The sequence below is a fragment of the Hyalangium ruber genome (assembly GCF_034259325.1).
In the GTDB taxonomy this organism is placed as follows: domain Bacteria; phylum Myxococcota; class Myxococcia; order Myxococcales; family Myxococcaceae; genus Hyalangium_A; species Hyalangium_A rubrum.
In genome coordinates this window covers 367,333-382,280 of the sequence record NZ_JAXIVS010000006.1, presented here as the reverse complement: position 1 = coordinate 382,280, position 14,948 = coordinate 367,333, and the positions used below count along the sequence as shown (strand labels likewise).

Sequence of the window (14,948 nt, the reverse complement as noted above, 5' to 3'; positions counted from 1 at the left end):
GATCAACCCCGCAGCTTCCCTACCCTGTCGCGCATGAGGCCCGCCCCTTGGCGCGGCGCGACGGGAGACTTCACATGAAGAAGTGGCTGACGCTCATGGTGCTCGGGGTGGCGGTGGCGGCGACGGTGGGGTTGTCCTCTCGCGTGGCGGCCCAGCCGGAGAGCGTGCCGAGCGACTCCGAGGTCAACGCCCACGTGGACTCGCGGCTCGCCGAAGTGATGCATAGCTTGCTGAAGGCCCAGGCCGCGGATGCGCGCACGGCGGCACTTGGCAGGTAATCTCGTGGCTTCTGGCGCCGCTCGTGCTACGACCGGCGCTCGCGCTCGTTGCTCTCGCTCACGAGGGGGACATGCCAGAAGGACTCCAGCTCGCGGTCGGCGACCGGGTGGTCTACCCCAACCAGGGTGTCTGCCTCGTCTCTGCCATCGATGTGAAGGAGGTGGCGGGTCAGAAGCTGACCTTCGTCACCATGCGCCGGGAAGAAGATGGCGCGGTGGTGATGGTGCCCCAGGCCAAGGTGACGGCCATCGGGGTGCGCAAGGTCGCCACCGCCGAGGAGGTGGAGGCCATCTACTCGTTCCTCCGCTCCGACAGTGACAAGGCGGACCTGGACTGGAAGCTGCGCGCGCGCACCAACCAGGACCGGATGACCGCTGGCGGAATCCTCGGCCTGGCCGAGGTCGTCAAGGGCCTGCAGGTGCTCAGCGAGCTGCGGCCGCTGCCCACCAAGGAGCGCGAGCTGTACGACAACGCGCGCCACCTGCTGGTGTCCGAGGTGGCCGCCGCGCTGAACATCCCCGAGGTCAACGCCGAGGACTCGATCGACATCGTCCTCTTCCCGCCGGGCCGCGAGCGGCCCAAGCGCACCGCGGAGGAGTTCAAGCAGCGCGGCGAGGACGAGGACCTGGGCCTGGAGGGCGACCTGCTCGGGCTCGACGGCGACCTGGACCTGCCGCCGGACGAGGAGGCTCCCGCCGAAGAGGAAGAGGCTCCCGCCGAGGAGGAGGGTGGCGAGGAGGAGGGCGGCGACGAGGAAGGTGCGCCCAAGGGTCGCAAGAAGGCCGCCAAGTCGGACGAGGCCCCGGCCGCGGAGGCAGGCGCGGAGGGCGAGGCCCCGAAGCGCAAGCGCGGCCGTCCGCCCAAGCCGAAGCCCGAGGGTGAGGCCGCGGCGGCGCCGGCGGCACCGAAGAAGCGAGGCCGCCCGCCCAAGCCGAAGCCCGAGGGTGAGGCCGCGGCACCGGCGGCGCCGAAGAAGCGGGGCCGTCCGCCCAAGAAGAAGCCCGAGGGAGAGACCGAGTAGCCCGAGCCGACCGAGGTGATGCCCCGTGATTCGCGTGGTGACGCTGGACGAGTACGACGACAAGCAGCTGGCCAAGTTCAGCCGGACGCTCTACACGGCGTTCGGCGTGGGCAGCGAGCACTCGGGCAGCGCGGAGCTGCCCGCGGGCTTCTCCGAGCCGCTGGACAGTGAGAAGGTGCTGGACCAGGTGAAGGCCGTGCGGGCCTACAAGGACGACAAGGTCCTCTACCTGACATCGCGCAAGCTGAAGGAGCGGGAGCTGCCCAGTGGGAAGGCGCCCACCAACGGCTTCTCGCGCTTCGGCAAGGACAAGGCGATCATCTCCAGCAACCCGTACAAGGACCTGGAGACGGGCTACAAGCACGTGGCGCGGCTGGCGCTGCACCAGCTCGGCCACCTGTGGGAGCTGCACCACTGCCTGGATCCGCGCTGCTCCATGTACCCGCCGTGGACGCCCTCGTTCGCCGGGGGAGAGCCCACCTTCTGTACGTTCTGCCGTGAGAAGAGCGAGCAGAAGATCCGCCTGGCCAAGTCCTGAGCCGTTGAGGAGCTGGCCGTGGAGCACCTGAAGCCCGAGCACGGTGCTCCCAGTCCGCTCCCGCGCGCCCTGCCCTTCGTCGAACTGGGGCTGCTGCTCCTCGTGGCGCTGCTGTGCCTCGTCTTCTACCTGCGGCTGCCGGGGCGCCTGCCTACGGAGGCGAACTACCAGGCCGTCCGGGAGCACCTCCAGGCGCAGCTTCGGCCAGGGGACGCGGTGCTGCTCTTCCCCTGGTGGACGGAGCGCGCGCGGCTGCTCCTGCCGCCCCAGGTCCCCATCTACGGCTACTACGGCTCGGACCGGGACGACCTGAAGGCGCACCCGCGCGTCTGGGTGCTGGGCCAGCCGGAGCTGCCCAACGCGCACGAGGCGGAGTTCCTCTCGGCCTTCCTGCCGTACCGGACCGTGCAGGGAGCTCCGCTGCGGGCGGGCACGCTCACGCTCACGCTGTACCAGAACGGTCGCTACCGCCCGCACCGCTTCGTGGCCTCCGAGGCGTATGCGCGCGCCCGCGTCTACCTGGAGTCTCCGGAGGGCGTTCGGCGGCCCTGCCCCTTCGATGGGACGGCGCACCGGTGCCCGGGCCCCCCGCACCTTTATATGGCGCCGGAGTGGCACGAGAGCCTCTATGAGCCGCGCCGCTGCCTGTGGATGCACCCACCGGGAGGAAACGAGCGCCTGGTGGCGGAGTTCGACGGAGTGCCCGGCGGGACGGGGCTGCGGCTCGAGGGCGGCATCACCTTCGAGTACGCCTTCGGGCGCCCCCACCTGAGCACCGTCCACATGGGCGTGGACGATGCGAGCACCGGCGAGCGGCTGCTGGACGTGGCAGTGCCGCAGGGGCTGAGCGGGTGGCAGAAGGCGGAGCGCCCGCTACCGCCAGGAGCGCCGCGCACGGTGAAGGTGTGGACGCAGGCGGACAACTCGGAGGCGCGGCACGTGTGCCTGGACGTGTTCGCGCTCGGGGCGCCGGGAGAGGGAGCGTGATGCGCGGGAGAGCCCCGACACGGGACGAGCGGCGCATCGCGTGGGCGCTGGCGATTCTCGCATTCGTCGCGCTCTTCCTCACCGAGCCGGCGGTGGGCTTCGTGCGGGACGAGGGCATCTACTTCGTCGCCGCGGAGAGCTACGCGGGCTGGTTCCAGCAGCTCTTCCGGTCGCCCGCGACGGCGCTCACGGACGCTGCCATCGTCCGCGCGTACGACGTCAACCACGAGCACCCGGCGTTGATGAAGGAGCTCTACGGGCTCTCGCACCTGCTGTTCCACAAGGGGCTGGGGTGGCTGCGGCCGGCTTCGGCCCTGCGGCTCCCGGCCCTGCTGATGGCGGCGCTGGTGCCGGCGCTGACGTTCCTGCTGGGCAGCGCGCTCTACGGGCGCGCGGTGGGCCTCTTCGCCGCCCTCTCCTTCTTGCTGGTGCCGCGCCACTCCTTCAACGCGGAGCTGGCCGCCTTCGACATGCCGGTGGCGGCCATGTGGCTGCTCGTCGTCTACGCCTTCTGGCGGGCGATGGAGGAGCGGCGCTGGGGCGTGCTGTGCGGCGTGGCGTTCGGAGTGGCCATCGCCACCAAGCACAACGCGCTCTTCATGCCCTTCGTGCTCGTGCCCTTCGCGCTGTGGCGCGCGTGGAAGGAGAGCGTCGGGCAGCCCGCGGCGCGCGAGGGGCTGTGGCGCTTCGTGGGCCTGTTCGCGGCGGTGTCGCTCCTCTACGGGCTGCTCTTCGTGGCGCTGGGGCCGGAGAAGTTCCAGCGGAAGTTCCTGCTGCTCAGCCCGCACGTGCTGCTCTTCGTGGGGCTCGCGGCGGGCGCCTACTGGGTACTCGGGGAGCTGCGGCGCGCCAGCGAGCCCACGGCACGGGCGCTGACTCCGGTGGCGACGATGGCGGTATTCGGACCGGTGCTCTTCTATCTGCACTGGCCCTACCTCTGGCACCACCCGGTGGAGCGGGTGGCGTGGTACCTGGCCTTCCACGCCAAGCACGAGCACTACGCCTGGTTCTACCTGGGCGATCTCATGCGGGCGCCACCGTTCCCCTGGTCCTACGTGGTGGTGAAGACGGCGCTCACGGTGCCCACGAGCCTCTTCGTCCCCATGGTGACGGGCTGGCTCGCCCTGGTGGGGCGCGGGTTGCTGAGCCTGCCGGCGCGCACGCGCGCGTGGGTGAGCAGACCGTCCATGGTCGAGGTGCTGGTGGCGGTGAACGCGGTGGCGTCGATCCTCATCATCAGCCACCCCCAGGTGCCCCACTTCGGAGGGGTGAAGCACTGGCTGCCGTCCATGCCCTTCCTGGGAATCCTCGCGGGAGTGGCGGTGACGCGCGGCTGCGCGGCGGTGGTGGAGCGCCTGCGCGTCCATCGCCCCACCCTGCCCTTCGCGGCGGTGGCGGCGCCGGTGTTCGCGCTGCTGATGGCGCCAGCGCTCATCGGGCTGGTGCGCAGCTTCCCCTACGGCACCGCGTTCTACTCGGAGCTGGCGGGCGGGATTCCCGGCGCGGCGTCCCTAGGGATGCAGCGACAGTTCTGGTCCAGCCACGTGACGGGCGTGCTGCCGTGGATCAACGAGCACGCGAAGCCCAACTCGCGCGTGTACCTGCACGAGGTGACGGGCCACTCCTTCGGGCACTACCAGCAGAACGGCATGCTGCGGAAGGACCTGCGGATGGTGTGGAGCCCCGCCGACGCGGACCTCGTGGCGTACCAGTACCACCAGGAGTTCCGCGAGCACGAGATGAACATCTGGCAGGCGTTCGGCACGCGGACGCCCGTGACAGGGCTCTACCTGGACGAGACGCCGCAGATCATCGTCTATCAGCGCCCCTGAGGGCCGCGCCACGCCGCCACGGTCTGTGCGGCCACGGTGTAGAGCACGAGCAAGGCCCCCACCGGCGCCAGGAAGATGCCGAAGGAAGGGTCTCCCTCGGGATGGGCGAAGCCTCCGAGCAGGAAGCCCAGCGGCAGCGCGGCGCTGCCCAGCAACAGCGTCCGGGATGCCCGCGTAAGGGTCGCCGCTCCGAGCGCCTGCGTATCCGCCCACTGCACATAGATGAGATTGAGCAGCCCCAGCGCCGCCCCGTGGAAGTGGGCGAGCGACCACAGCCGCTGCGTCAACGCGTCGCCCACCAGCGGCGCCCAGCGAAAGCCCTCCAGCCCTTCCAGGCCAGTGCCGAACACCAGCGAGAGGAGCAGCAGCGTCCAGCCGAAGCGGGCGTGGATTCGGGCGCGGCCCTCGACTTGGGGAGCCTCCGTCTTTGTCTGAGGAGTCACGTCACTCGCCTATCTGGATGGGAGGTTGCGCCGCGCGCCTGCGCAGGAGCTGCTCGATGACCGTGGGGAGCGGCTCCAACGAGGCATCCAGTGGGACCGCCGCATCGGGGCGCGGAATATCACGCGTGTCCAGTGCCGCCCACCACTGCCGCCAGGCTTGCACCACGCGGGCGCGCTCCTCGGCGGAGGCCTGGGGATCGAAGCGCGGAAGCCGCGCGGCGGAGCTCGTGAGCTCGGGCCGTGCCTCTCCGGCGCGGGCCACGAGCGTCTCGATCGAGCGCCACGCCATGCGGCGGATCGAGGGATAGTTGTCTTCGAGCGCCTGCACGAGGAACGGAACGGCCCACAGCCGCGCCACCGGCTGCGTCATGGCGCTGCGCTCATCCCCGAGCGCCGACGCCGCCACCGCGCGCTGCACCACATCCCCCGAGAGGAGCGTGCGCACGCTCTCGGCCACCTCGAAGGCTGGATCCGTCGGCAGATCCTCGGCGGGCGCCCGCCCCTGCTGCTCGCGCAGGGTCTGCTCCGCCCACCGCGCGCTCCGGTCGGTGTGGCAGAGCGTGCAGGCCTCCGGCATCTCGTGCCACCAGGCGCGCGCGGGGTCCGGCACCTGGATCCGATGCGTGGGATGCACCTCCAGGATTCCGTAGGTCACCTTCGGCATGTGACAGGCGTAGCAGTCCGTGCCCGAGGAGCCCTCGCGGTGCCGGCTGTGCTCGGCGGCGCGCGCGACGATGGCCGGATGACAGCTCTGGCAGGCCGCGGGCCCGCGCATGGCCTGGGTGATCATCCCCTTGGGGTCGCCTCCATGCATGGTGTGGCAGTGCTGGCACGTCAGCCCGCCGCGCTGGAAGTCCTTGGTCAGCAGCAGCCCCTGGTACTCATAGGCGGTGAGTCGCGGCGTCCCGTCCTTCCAGAAGCGCAGCGCCACATTCACTCCCTCCAAGTGGCTCTCGCGGTAGAGCGGCCGGGTGTACGTGGAGAGGTCCTCCCCCGCGGTGTACGGATCGCCCTCGGAGAGAAACTGGCGGATGCGACTGACCGGAGACGGCAGGCGCTGGCCGTGGCAGTGGCCACAGACCTGAATGCGCCGCAGCGCATCCAGGCGCAGCGGGTTGACGATCGACCGGTCCTCCTTCTCGGAGGCATGCAGGTAATAACGGCGCAGCGGCGAGGCGTTGCGGGCCACGTGCTCGGTGCCGGGCCCATGGCAGGCCTCACAGGCGATGCCGAGCTCCGCCACGTGGCTGTCGAACCGGGATCGCTCCCAGTCGTAGCCGGGCTGCGCCTTCACGTTGTGACAGAAGATACAGTTGGCATTCCACAGCGCGCGGTGCGCGTTGAAGTCCGTGCCATCTGGATCCAGGAAACCACCCGTGAGGTGGAACCAACGCCGCTGCGCGATGTCCCAGGCCACCGGCAGGCGGATGAAGCGGTCGTCCTCACGTACCAGGTACTGCTGCACGCGCCGGGAGCCCACGGTACGCGCCACGGCCTGCCGGCGCAGCTGGCCCTGCCCGTCCAGCGTCTCGATGACGAAGCCCTCGCCCTCGCGCAGGAAGCGCGAGGTGACCCCCGCGTACGTGAAGCTCACGCCGCTGAAGTCCCCCAGCACCGCGGTGGGCGAGGCCTCCTGCGTCATCGTCCGGTGGAAGGTGCGCCGCCAGCTCGCGTAGTGGTCCGGGTGGCACGGCCGGCACGACGCGGAGCCCGTATACGCCACGTCCGCGAGCGCCACGGGCGTACGCACCTCGGCGACGGTGGCCCGGAGCGCGGCGCCGGCCACCACTCCCAGCAGCGCCAGGCCAAGCCCCCAGGCGAGGTATGGGCCGCGCAAGTGCGCGCCGACGGGCTTCATGCCTCGATGCATAGGCGCTTCAGCCCCGTGGCGTCGATGCCCGAATGCACCCGACTGCCCACTCGTTCATCCCAGCAAAACCCGTGAGGTTGAGCGAGTTCAACCGCTTAGGTGACAGGGTTATCAGCCAAGACATGTTTTTCCTTTTTCAAGCCATGCCGCGCTGCGCGATTTGATGTTGCTGGCAAATGTTGACCATTTGAAAATTCGACGCTTTTCGTGTTACTGGTTTTTTGCGTGCGACCTTGCGGATTTCTCTTTCCGAGATCTCCCACGGCGCCGAATTCACAGCAGCGCTCTTCTCCCGCACGCGGAGGAGCGTTCGCAACTCGGGGACATAGATGAGGATTTCTTCGACCCGGCCTCCCGGAACGGGCGGTCGCGCCATGGGCACGCGTGTGCTCGGGGCGCTTTGGCTATTGGCGATGGTGGCTTGCGAGGGCTCGGGCAGCGCGTCCGGGACTCCGGAGCCCGAGGGCTACCGCCCGAACCCGGCCTCTCACAAGGTGCAGCTCACCGCGGAGCAGGCCGCGCAGCTCGAGCAGCGCGGCGCCAGCGTCCAGCTGATCGCCGACTACGGCGCCTACAAGCTGGTTCAGGTCGATGACAAGGCGCTGGCCTCCCTGCCGGAAGAGGCCGGCGTGGAGCTGCGCGATGACTATGACGACCTGCTGCTGAACGCGGGCGTCATCAACACCGCCTCGGAGCACGGCCAGTCGCTGCGCGGCATGAAGCTGCCCTCCAGCGGCAAGCGCCTGCACCTGGTGCAGTTCGCCGGTCCCATCAAGACCGAGTGGTACCAGGCGCTCGAGGCCACTGGCGTCAAGGTGGTCACGTACATCCCCAACAACGCCTATCTCGTCTACGGCAGCGCCACCGAGCTGAGCGCGCTGCGCAACCACATCTCCGCTGCCACCGCGAGCATCCAGTGGAACAGCGACTTCCTGGATGACTACAAGCTGCACCGGGCCATCCAGACCGTCAAGACGCCGACCTACGCCATCCAGCTCATCCAGGATGCCGAGGCCAACGCGGAGACGCTGGCGCTCATCCGCACCCTGCAGTCGCGCGACGGCACCCTCCAGGAGGCCCTGGGCTACATCAACGTAGTGGCGCACCTGACGCGCGAGCAGCTCTACGAGATCGCCACCCGTCCGGACGTGGTCTCCATCATGCCGCGCCTCGCCCCGAAGAAGGTCGACGAGCGGCAGAACGTCATCCTCGCCGGGCAGATCACCGGCAACGGCCCCACCGGGCCGGGCTACCTCGGGTGGCTGGCCTCCAAGGGCTTCACCCAGGCGCAGTTCACCGCCTCCAACTTCGGCGTGGACGTGAGCGACAGCGGCCTGGACAACGCCACGCTGGCGCCCAACCACTTCGGCCTCTACGTGGGCGGCGACGTCACCGGCACCAGCCGCGTGGCCTACGCCCGCCTCGAGGGTACGGCCAACTCCGGCAGCACCATCCAGGGCTGCGATGGCCACGGCACCCTGAACGCCCACATCGTCGCGGGCTATGCCAACCAGACCGGCGCGCCCTTCACGGACGAGTCGGGCTTCACCCACGGCCTGGGCGTGGCGCCCTTCGTGAAGGTGGGCTCCTCGGTGGTGTTCGACCCCGCCAGCTTCACCGACCCGGACTACGAGGACCTGCAGTCGCGCGCGTACCGCGACAGCATGCGCATCAGCTCCAACAGCTGGGGCGCCTCCTCCAACCTCTATGACGCCGACGCGCAGCGCTACGACGCGCTGGTGCGTGACGCGCAGCCCACGGGCTCCGCGGTGCCCAACGCGGGCAACCAGGAGATGGTCATCCTCTTCGCGGCGGGCAACGACGGCGCGAGCGCGAACACGGTGGGCACTCCCGGCACGGCGAAGAACATCATCACCGTGGGCGCCTCCGAGAACGTGCGGGCCTTCGGCGCGCCGGACCTCTGCAACACCACGGACACCGAGGCCAACAGCCTCTACGACATCGTCGCCTTCTCCAGCCGCGGCCCCGCCTCCGACGGTCGCAAGAAGCCGGACATCATGGCGCCCGGCACGCACGTCTCCGGCGGCGTGGCCCAGGCAGCCGGCCAGCGCAGCCCCACCCCGGGCAACCCCACCGGGCAGGCGCTCTCGTGCTTCAACGCCGACGGCGTGTGCGGCGGTCCCAACAACAACTTCTACCCGGTCGGCCAGCAGTGGTTCACGGCCTCCTCCGGTACCAGCCACTCCACCCCGGCGGTGGCTGGTGGCGCGGCGCTCGTGCGCCAGTACTTCATCAACCAGGGCTTCACTCCGCCCAGCGCGGCGATGACGAAGGCCTACCTGATGAACTCCACCCGCTACATGACGGGCGTGGGGGCCAACGACTCGCTCTTCTCCAACAACCAGGGCATGGGCCTGATGGACCTGGGCATGGCGTTCGACGGCGCCCGGCGCCTGCTGGATGACCAGAGCCCGGCCAGCCTCTTCACCGCCACCGGCCAGACGCGGACCTTCAGCGGCGTGGTGTCCGACTCGACCAAGCCCTTCCGCGTGACGCTGGCGTGGACGGACGCGCCCGGCTCCACCTCGGGCAACGCCTGGCGCAACAACCTGGACCTCACGGTCACCCTGGGCGCGAACACCTACCGCGGCAACGTCTTCACCGGCGCCAACTCCGTCACCGGCGGCTCGGCGGACGCGGCCAACAACGTGGAGAGCGTCTTCCTGCCCGCGGGCGCCGAGGGTGCGTACACCGTCACGGTGACGGCCACCAACATCAACTCGGACGGCGTGCCGAACAGCGGCACCGCGCTCGACCAGGACTTCGCGCTCGTCGCCTACAACAGCTGCGCGTCGGCGCCCACGGCGCCCACCGGCATCACCGCCGCGGCCAATGGCGACAACCGCATCGACGTGAGCTGGACGCCCACCGGCGCCCCCTCGTACAACATCTACCGCGCCATCACCCCGGGCGGTCCGTACGAGCGCGTGGGCTCGGCGGCGGCCCCGCCGTTCGTGAACAGCGGCGTGTCTGGCATCACGACGTACTACTACGTGGTGCGCGCCGTGGACTGCGCCGAGTCGGCGCCGTCCACCGAGGTTTCCGCGGCGACCTCCGGCACGTGTACGCTGGCGCCCACCTTCGCGGGCCTCACCACCGCCAGCAACTCCCAGGCCTCCACCTGCGCCAACAACCTGGCCTGGTCCGCGGCCACCCCGAGCTGCGCGGGCACCCTGAGCTACTCCATCTACCGGAGCACCGCCCCGGGCTTCACCCCGTCGGCGAGCAACCGCATCGCCACGGGCGTGACGGGCACCAGCTTCTCGGATGACCTGAACCTGACCTCGGGTGCCGCGTACTACTACGTGGTCCGCGCCACCGAGACGAGCAACGCCACCCTCCAGGAGTCGAACACCGTCCAGCGTTCCTCGCGGGCCACCGGCGCGGTCACGCCGGGCCTGAATTACTTCGATGACCTGGACGCCAACCGGCCGGCGGACGCCGCCGCGTACTGGATCCCCACGGCGCAGGCGGGCAACGCGAACACGCTGAACATCGTCACCGGCTGCCACTACCAGTCGCCCAACAAGTCGTACCGCTTCGGCGCGGCCAACACCACCTGCGGCGGCACCTACCCCAGCAGCCAGCAGCTCGTCCTCTCGCTGGGCGGTAACGGCTCGGTGTCCTCCGCCATCAACGGCTTCACCCTGCCGGCCTCCACCATCGGCCCGCAGATGACGTTCAACGTCTGGTACAACATCGAGCCCCGCTACGACGGTGCCTGGCTGGTCTACAGCACCACGAGCGCCACCGGTCCTTGGACCAACGTGGGCGATGTGGTCTCGACGACGCAGCCGTACATCTCGTCGGGCGGCTACGACAACACGCTGGTCAGCAGCGCCACCACGCGCATCTGGACCAGCGCGAACCTGGGCGCCAACGGCTCGCTGAAGCCCGTCACCGTCAACCTGGGTGCCCTGGCCGGCCAGAAGGTGTGGTTCGGGTTCCGCATCCACACCGACAGCAGCGACGTCGTGGAAGGCTTCTACGTGGACGACGTCCGCATCACCGCGGACTCGTTCGCCAGCTGCACCACGCAGACGCCTCCGCCCGGCCCGGCCGTCGCCTACCGCGTCACGGGGCTGCCCGCCTCGGCGGCTGCCGGCTCGCCGGTCACCTTCACCGTCACGGCGGTGGACGCCATCGGCGCGACGGCGACCAGCTACAACGGCACCGCGACGTTCACCAGCACGGACGCGCAGGCCACGCTGCCTCCCAGCACGACGTTCACGGCGGGTGTGGCGAACAACGTGCCCATCACCTTCCGCACCCTGGGCGCGCAGTCGGTCACCGCGACGGACACCACGGACGCGAGCATGAACGCGAGCGCCAGCACCACGGTCACCGCGGGCCCCGCCGCCAGCCTCACCTTCACCGTGCAGCCCCCCGCTACCGCCGTCGCGGGCGCCTCCCTCACCCCGGCCGTGCGCGTGGGTCTGGTGGACGCCTTTGGCAACCCGGTGACGACGGGCACCAACAGCATCACCGTCGCCCTGGGCAACAACCCGGGTGGCAGCACGCTGTCCGGCACCACCACGGTGGCCGCCGTCAACGGTGTGGCCAGCTTCACCAACCTGTCCCTCGACAAGACCAGCGCGGGTTACACCCTGACCGCCAGCTCCACGGGCCTCACGGGCGCCACCAGCTCGGCGTTCCAGATCAACCCGGCCGCGGCCAACAGGCTGGCCATCCTCACCCAGCCCGCCAACGGCACGGCAGGCACGCCCCTCGCCCCCGCGGTGCGAGTGGCCATCCAGGACCGGTTCGGCAACCAGACGACCTCCACGTCCAACGTCGTCATGGCGCTGGGCACCAACCCCTCGGGCGGCACGCTGACGGGCACCACCACGGTGGCGGCCGTCGCCGGTGTGGCCACCTTCAGCAACCTGTCGATCAACCGTCCCGGCACGGGCTACACGCTGAGGAGCACGTCGGGCACGCTCACCGCGGTGGTCAGCAACGCGTTCAACATCGTCGCGGGTCCTCCCTACCGCGTGACCATCACCCGGCAGCCGACCAACACCTCGGCTGGCGGCACCATCACCCCGTCCCTCCAGGCCACCATCGTCGACCAGGGCGGGAACACGGTGACGGGGGCCACCACGGCGGTGTCGGTGGCGTTCGGCAACAACCCGAGCGGCGCCACGCTGAGTGGCACCACCACCGTCAACGCGGTGAACGGCGTGGCTGACTTCGCGGATCTGTCGATCGATCGCGTGGGCACCGGCTACACCCTGGTGCTGAGCGCGACCGATCTGCTGAGCGCGACCAGCTCCAGCTTCAACGTCGGCGCGGGTGCTCCGGCGCGGCTGTCCTTCACCGTCCAGCCGAGCGAGGCCGCCGCGGGCACGAACATCTCTCCGGCGGTCAAGGTGACCGTCCTGGATGCCCAGGGCAACACGGTCACGACCGCCACGAACAGCATCACCCTGGCCCTCGGCGCCAACCCGACGGGAGCCACGCTGGGCGGCACCACCACGGTGGCCGCCGTCAGTGGCGTGGCCACCTTCACCAACCTGAGCGTCAGCCGCGCTGGCACGGGCTACACGCTGGCCGCGACCTCCGGCACGCTCCAGGGCGCGACCAGCGCTGCGTTCAACGTCCGCACGGGTGCCGCCACCCAGCTGGCCTTCTCGCAGCAGCCTACCTCCACCACGGCGGGCGCCAGCCTGGGCACCGTCTCCGTGGAGATCCGCGACGCCAACGGCGACCGGACGGGCTCCACCGCCAGCATCACCCTGTCTCTGCAGAGCGGCGCGCTGGCCGGCACCACCACGGTGGCCGCCGTCGACGGTGTGGCGACCTTCACCGACCTGTCCATCGCCCGCGCGGCGGTGGGCTACCGGCTGACGGCTCACACGAACGGGCTGACGGATGCCACCAGTGACGCGTTCGACGTCTCTCCTGCCGCCGCGTCGGCGCTGGCCTTCCGGGTCCAGCCGTCCACCGCTCAGCAGGGCACGACCATCACCCCGGCGATCCAGGTCGCGGTGGAGGATGCCTTCGGTAACCTCGTCACCAACGCCACGAACACCATCACGCTCGCCCTGGGCAACAACCCCTCCAACGGCACGCTCTCGGGCACGACGACGGTGGCGGCGGTCGGCGGCATCGCCTCCTTCGCCAACCTGAGCATCAGCCACACAGGCGTGGGCTACACGCTGACCGCGACCTCCGGCACGCTCCAGGGCGCGACCAGCGCTGCGTTCGACGTCAGCACGGGTGCTCCCACCCAGCTGGCCTTCTCGCAGCAGCCCACCTCCACCACGGCGGGCGCCAGCCTGGGCACCGTCTCCGTGGAGATCCGCGACGCCAACGGCAACCGGACGAGCTCCACCGCCAGCATCACCCTGTCTCTGCAGAGCCTGGGTGGCGCGCTGGCCGGCACCACCACGGTGGCCGCCGTCAACGGCGTGGCGACCTTCACCGACCTGTCCATCGCCCGCGCGGCGGTGGGCTACCGGCTGACGGCTCACACGGACGGGCTGACGGATGCCACCAGCGACGCGTTCGACGTCTCTCCTGCCGCCGCGACGGCGCTGGCCTTCCGAGTCCAGCCGTCCACCGCTCAGCAGGGCACGACGATTACCCCGGCGATCCAGGTCGCGGTGGAGGATGCCTTCGGCAACCTCGTCACCAACGCCACGAACGCCATCACGCTCGCCCTGGGCAACAACCCCTCCAACGGTACGCTCTCGGGTACCACCACGGCGGCGGCGGTCGGTGGCATCGCCTCCTTCGCGGACCTGAGCGTCAGCCCCGCGGGCGTGGGCTACACGCTCCAGGCCAGCGCGGGCGCGCTCACCTCGGCGACGAGCACGGCGTTCGACATCGCCCAGGGCCCGGTGGCTCGGCTGGCCTTCCGCGCCCTGCCCACCAGCGTCCAGGCCAGCGAGTCGCTGCCCACCATCGAAGTGGAGCTGCAGGACTCCCTGGGCGTGCGCATCCCCACCGGCACGGGTGACGTGACGCTGGTGCTTGCCACGAACCCGGCGAACGGCACGCTGCAGGGCACCACCACGGCCGCCTCGGTCAACGGCGTGGCGACGTTCACCGGCCTGACCCTGCGCAAGGCGGGCAATGGCTACACGCTGGCGGCGAGCATCCAGGGCGCCGCGGGTGCGACGAGCGCGGCGTTCGCGGTGACGCCGGGCCCGGCCACCCTCTTCGCGGTGGTGCTGCCGGAGAGCGTGTCCGCGGGTCAGGAGACGACGCTCTCGGCCGAGGCCTTCGACGGCTACGGCAACCTGGCCTCGCCCTACACCGGCACGGTCAATGTGACGAGCTCGGACTCGGCGGCGACCTTCGAGCCTACCGCGACGTTCGCGGAGGGCCGGCTCCAGGGCTTCGCGGTGACGTTCAAGACGCAGGGCCAGAAGAGCATCACCCTGACGGACGCGGCCAACGCGACCGTTACGGGCTCGGCGGAGACCAACGTCTCGGCGTTCGCTCAGCCGACGGTGGCGGTGGTCAGCCCGGTCAACGGCAACACTGTCTCCGGGACGGTGAGCATCACCGCCGCGGGCGCGGTGGCCTCCGGCACCACGCTGGTGAAGATCGCCATCCTCGTGGACGGCACGGAGATCGGCAGCGGCACCCAGTCGCCGCTGACGGTCAGCTGGGACAGCACGAAGGTTGCCCCCGGCTCGGCGCACACCATCACCGCCATCATCACCGATGGCGCGGGCAACACGGCCACCTCCGCCGCGGTGAGCGTCACCACGCAGACCAACGGTGACGGCGACGGCGACGGCGATGGCGACGGTGATGGCGACGGCGGCGGCGACAGCGGCTGCGGCTGCGGCGCCACCTCCGGTGCGGATGCCAGCATCTACTTCGGCCTGCTCGCCCTGGCGCGGTACGCGCACCGTCGGCGTCGGGCGAAGGCGGCCTGAAGGCTGACGTGACTCCGGGGGACTGAAGCCAGTCCCCCGGGTTGGAACGGGCGGAGAAGCGC

General features: G+C 70.3%; 9 protein-coding genes. 6 read left to right on the top strand and 3 right to left on the bottom strand.

The features are described 5' to 3' along the window. Nucleotides 1-74 precede the first annotated feature (74 nt). The 5 genes from SYV04_RS19690 (at nt 75) to SYV04_RS19670 (ending at nt 4,657) form a co-directional block, all read left to right on the top strand. Nucleotides 75-278 (top strand): hypothetical protein, encoded by a 204-nt coding sequence (locus SYV04_RS19690; protein WP_321547375.1) that lies wholly within the window; start codon nt 75-77, stop codon nt 276-278. Between the two features lie 71 nt (nt 279-349). After that, entirely contained in the window at nt 350-1,300 is a 951-nt protein-coding gene (locus SYV04_RS19685; RefSeq protein ID WP_321547374.1) for a CarD family transcriptional regulator, read from the top strand. Between the two features lie 25 nt (nt 1,301-1,325). Next, entirely contained in the window at nt 1,326-1,838 is a 513-nt protein-coding gene (locus SYV04_RS19680) for a hypothetical protein (RefSeq protein ID WP_321547373.1), read from the top strand. An 18-nt stretch (nt 1,839-1,856) separates the two neighbouring features. After that, nucleotides 1,857-2,825, top strand: coding sequence for a hypothetical protein (locus SYV04_RS19675; RefSeq protein ID WP_321547372.1), 969 nt, complete (start codon nt 1,857-1,859; stop codon nt 2,823-2,825). Then, entirely contained in the window at nt 2,825-4,657 is a 1,833-nt protein-coding gene (locus tag SYV04_RS19670) for an ArnT family glycosyltransferase (RefSeq protein WP_321547371.1), read from the top strand. Before SYV04_RS19675 ends, SYV04_RS19670 begins: the two co-directional genes overlap by 1 nt. On the opposite strand, the gene SYV04_RS19665 is transcribed toward SYV04_RS19670, so the two are convergent. The 3 genes from SYV04_RS19665 to SYV04_RS19655 form a co-directional block, all read right to left on the bottom strand. Beyond that, nucleotides 4,645-5,100: a hypothetical protein gene (locus SYV04_RS19665; RefSeq protein ID WP_321547370.1), complete on the bottom strand. Its 456-nt coding sequence runs from the start codon at nt 5,098-5,100 to the stop codon at nt 4,645-4,647. The genes SYV04_RS19670 and SYV04_RS19665 overlap by 13 nt on opposite strands. Nucleotide 5,101: 1 nt before the next feature. Next, entirely contained in the window at nt 5,102-6,958 is a 1,857-nt protein-coding gene (locus SYV04_RS19660) for a cytochrome c3 family protein (protein ID WP_321547369.1), read from the bottom strand. A gap of 148 nt (nt 6,959-7,106) precedes the next feature. Further along, nucleotides 7,107-7,346: a hypothetical protein gene (locus SYV04_RS19655; RefSeq protein WP_321547368.1), complete on the bottom strand. Its 240-nt coding sequence runs from the start codon at nt 7,344-7,346 to the stop codon at nt 7,107-7,109. Here SYV04_RS19655 and SYV04_RS19650 point away from each other — a divergent pair. Further along, complete coding sequence (locus tag SYV04_RS19650) at nt 7,345-14,886, top strand: S8 family serine peptidase (RefSeq protein ID WP_321547367.1); 7,542 nt, start codon at nt 7,345-7,347, stop codon at nt 14,884-14,886. The two genes, SYV04_RS19655 and SYV04_RS19650, sit on opposite strands and share 2 nt — an antisense overlap. Nucleotides 14,887-14,948 lie beyond the last annotated feature (62 nt).

What these genes read in the sequence shown, in the direction of transcription:
- SYV04_RS19685 (WP_321547374.1), top strand. Translation starts at nt 350, where the DNA reads ATGCCAGAAGGACTCCAGCTCGCGGTCGGCGACCGGGTGGTCTACCCC.
- SYV04_RS19655 (WP_321547368.1), bottom strand. Translation starts at nt 7,346, where the DNA reads ATGGCGCGACCGCCCGTTCCGGGAGGCCGGGTCGAAGAAATCCTCATC.
- SYV04_RS19660 (WP_321547369.1), bottom strand. Translation starts at nt 6,958, where the DNA reads ATGAAGCCCGTCGGCGCGCACTTGCGCGGCCCATACCTCGCCTGGGGG.
- SYV04_RS19690 (WP_321547375.1), top strand. Translation starts at nt 75, where the DNA reads ATGAAGAAGTGGCTGACGCTCATGGTGCTCGGGGTGGCGGTGGCGGCG.
- SYV04_RS19670 (WP_321547371.1), top strand. Translation starts at nt 2,825, where the DNA reads ATGCGCGGGAGAGCCCCGACACGGGACGAGCGGCGCATCGCGTGGGCG.
- SYV04_RS19650 (WP_321547367.1), top strand. Translation starts at nt 7,345, where the DNA reads ATGGGCACGCGTGTGCTCGGGGCGCTTTGGCTATTGGCGATGGTGGCT.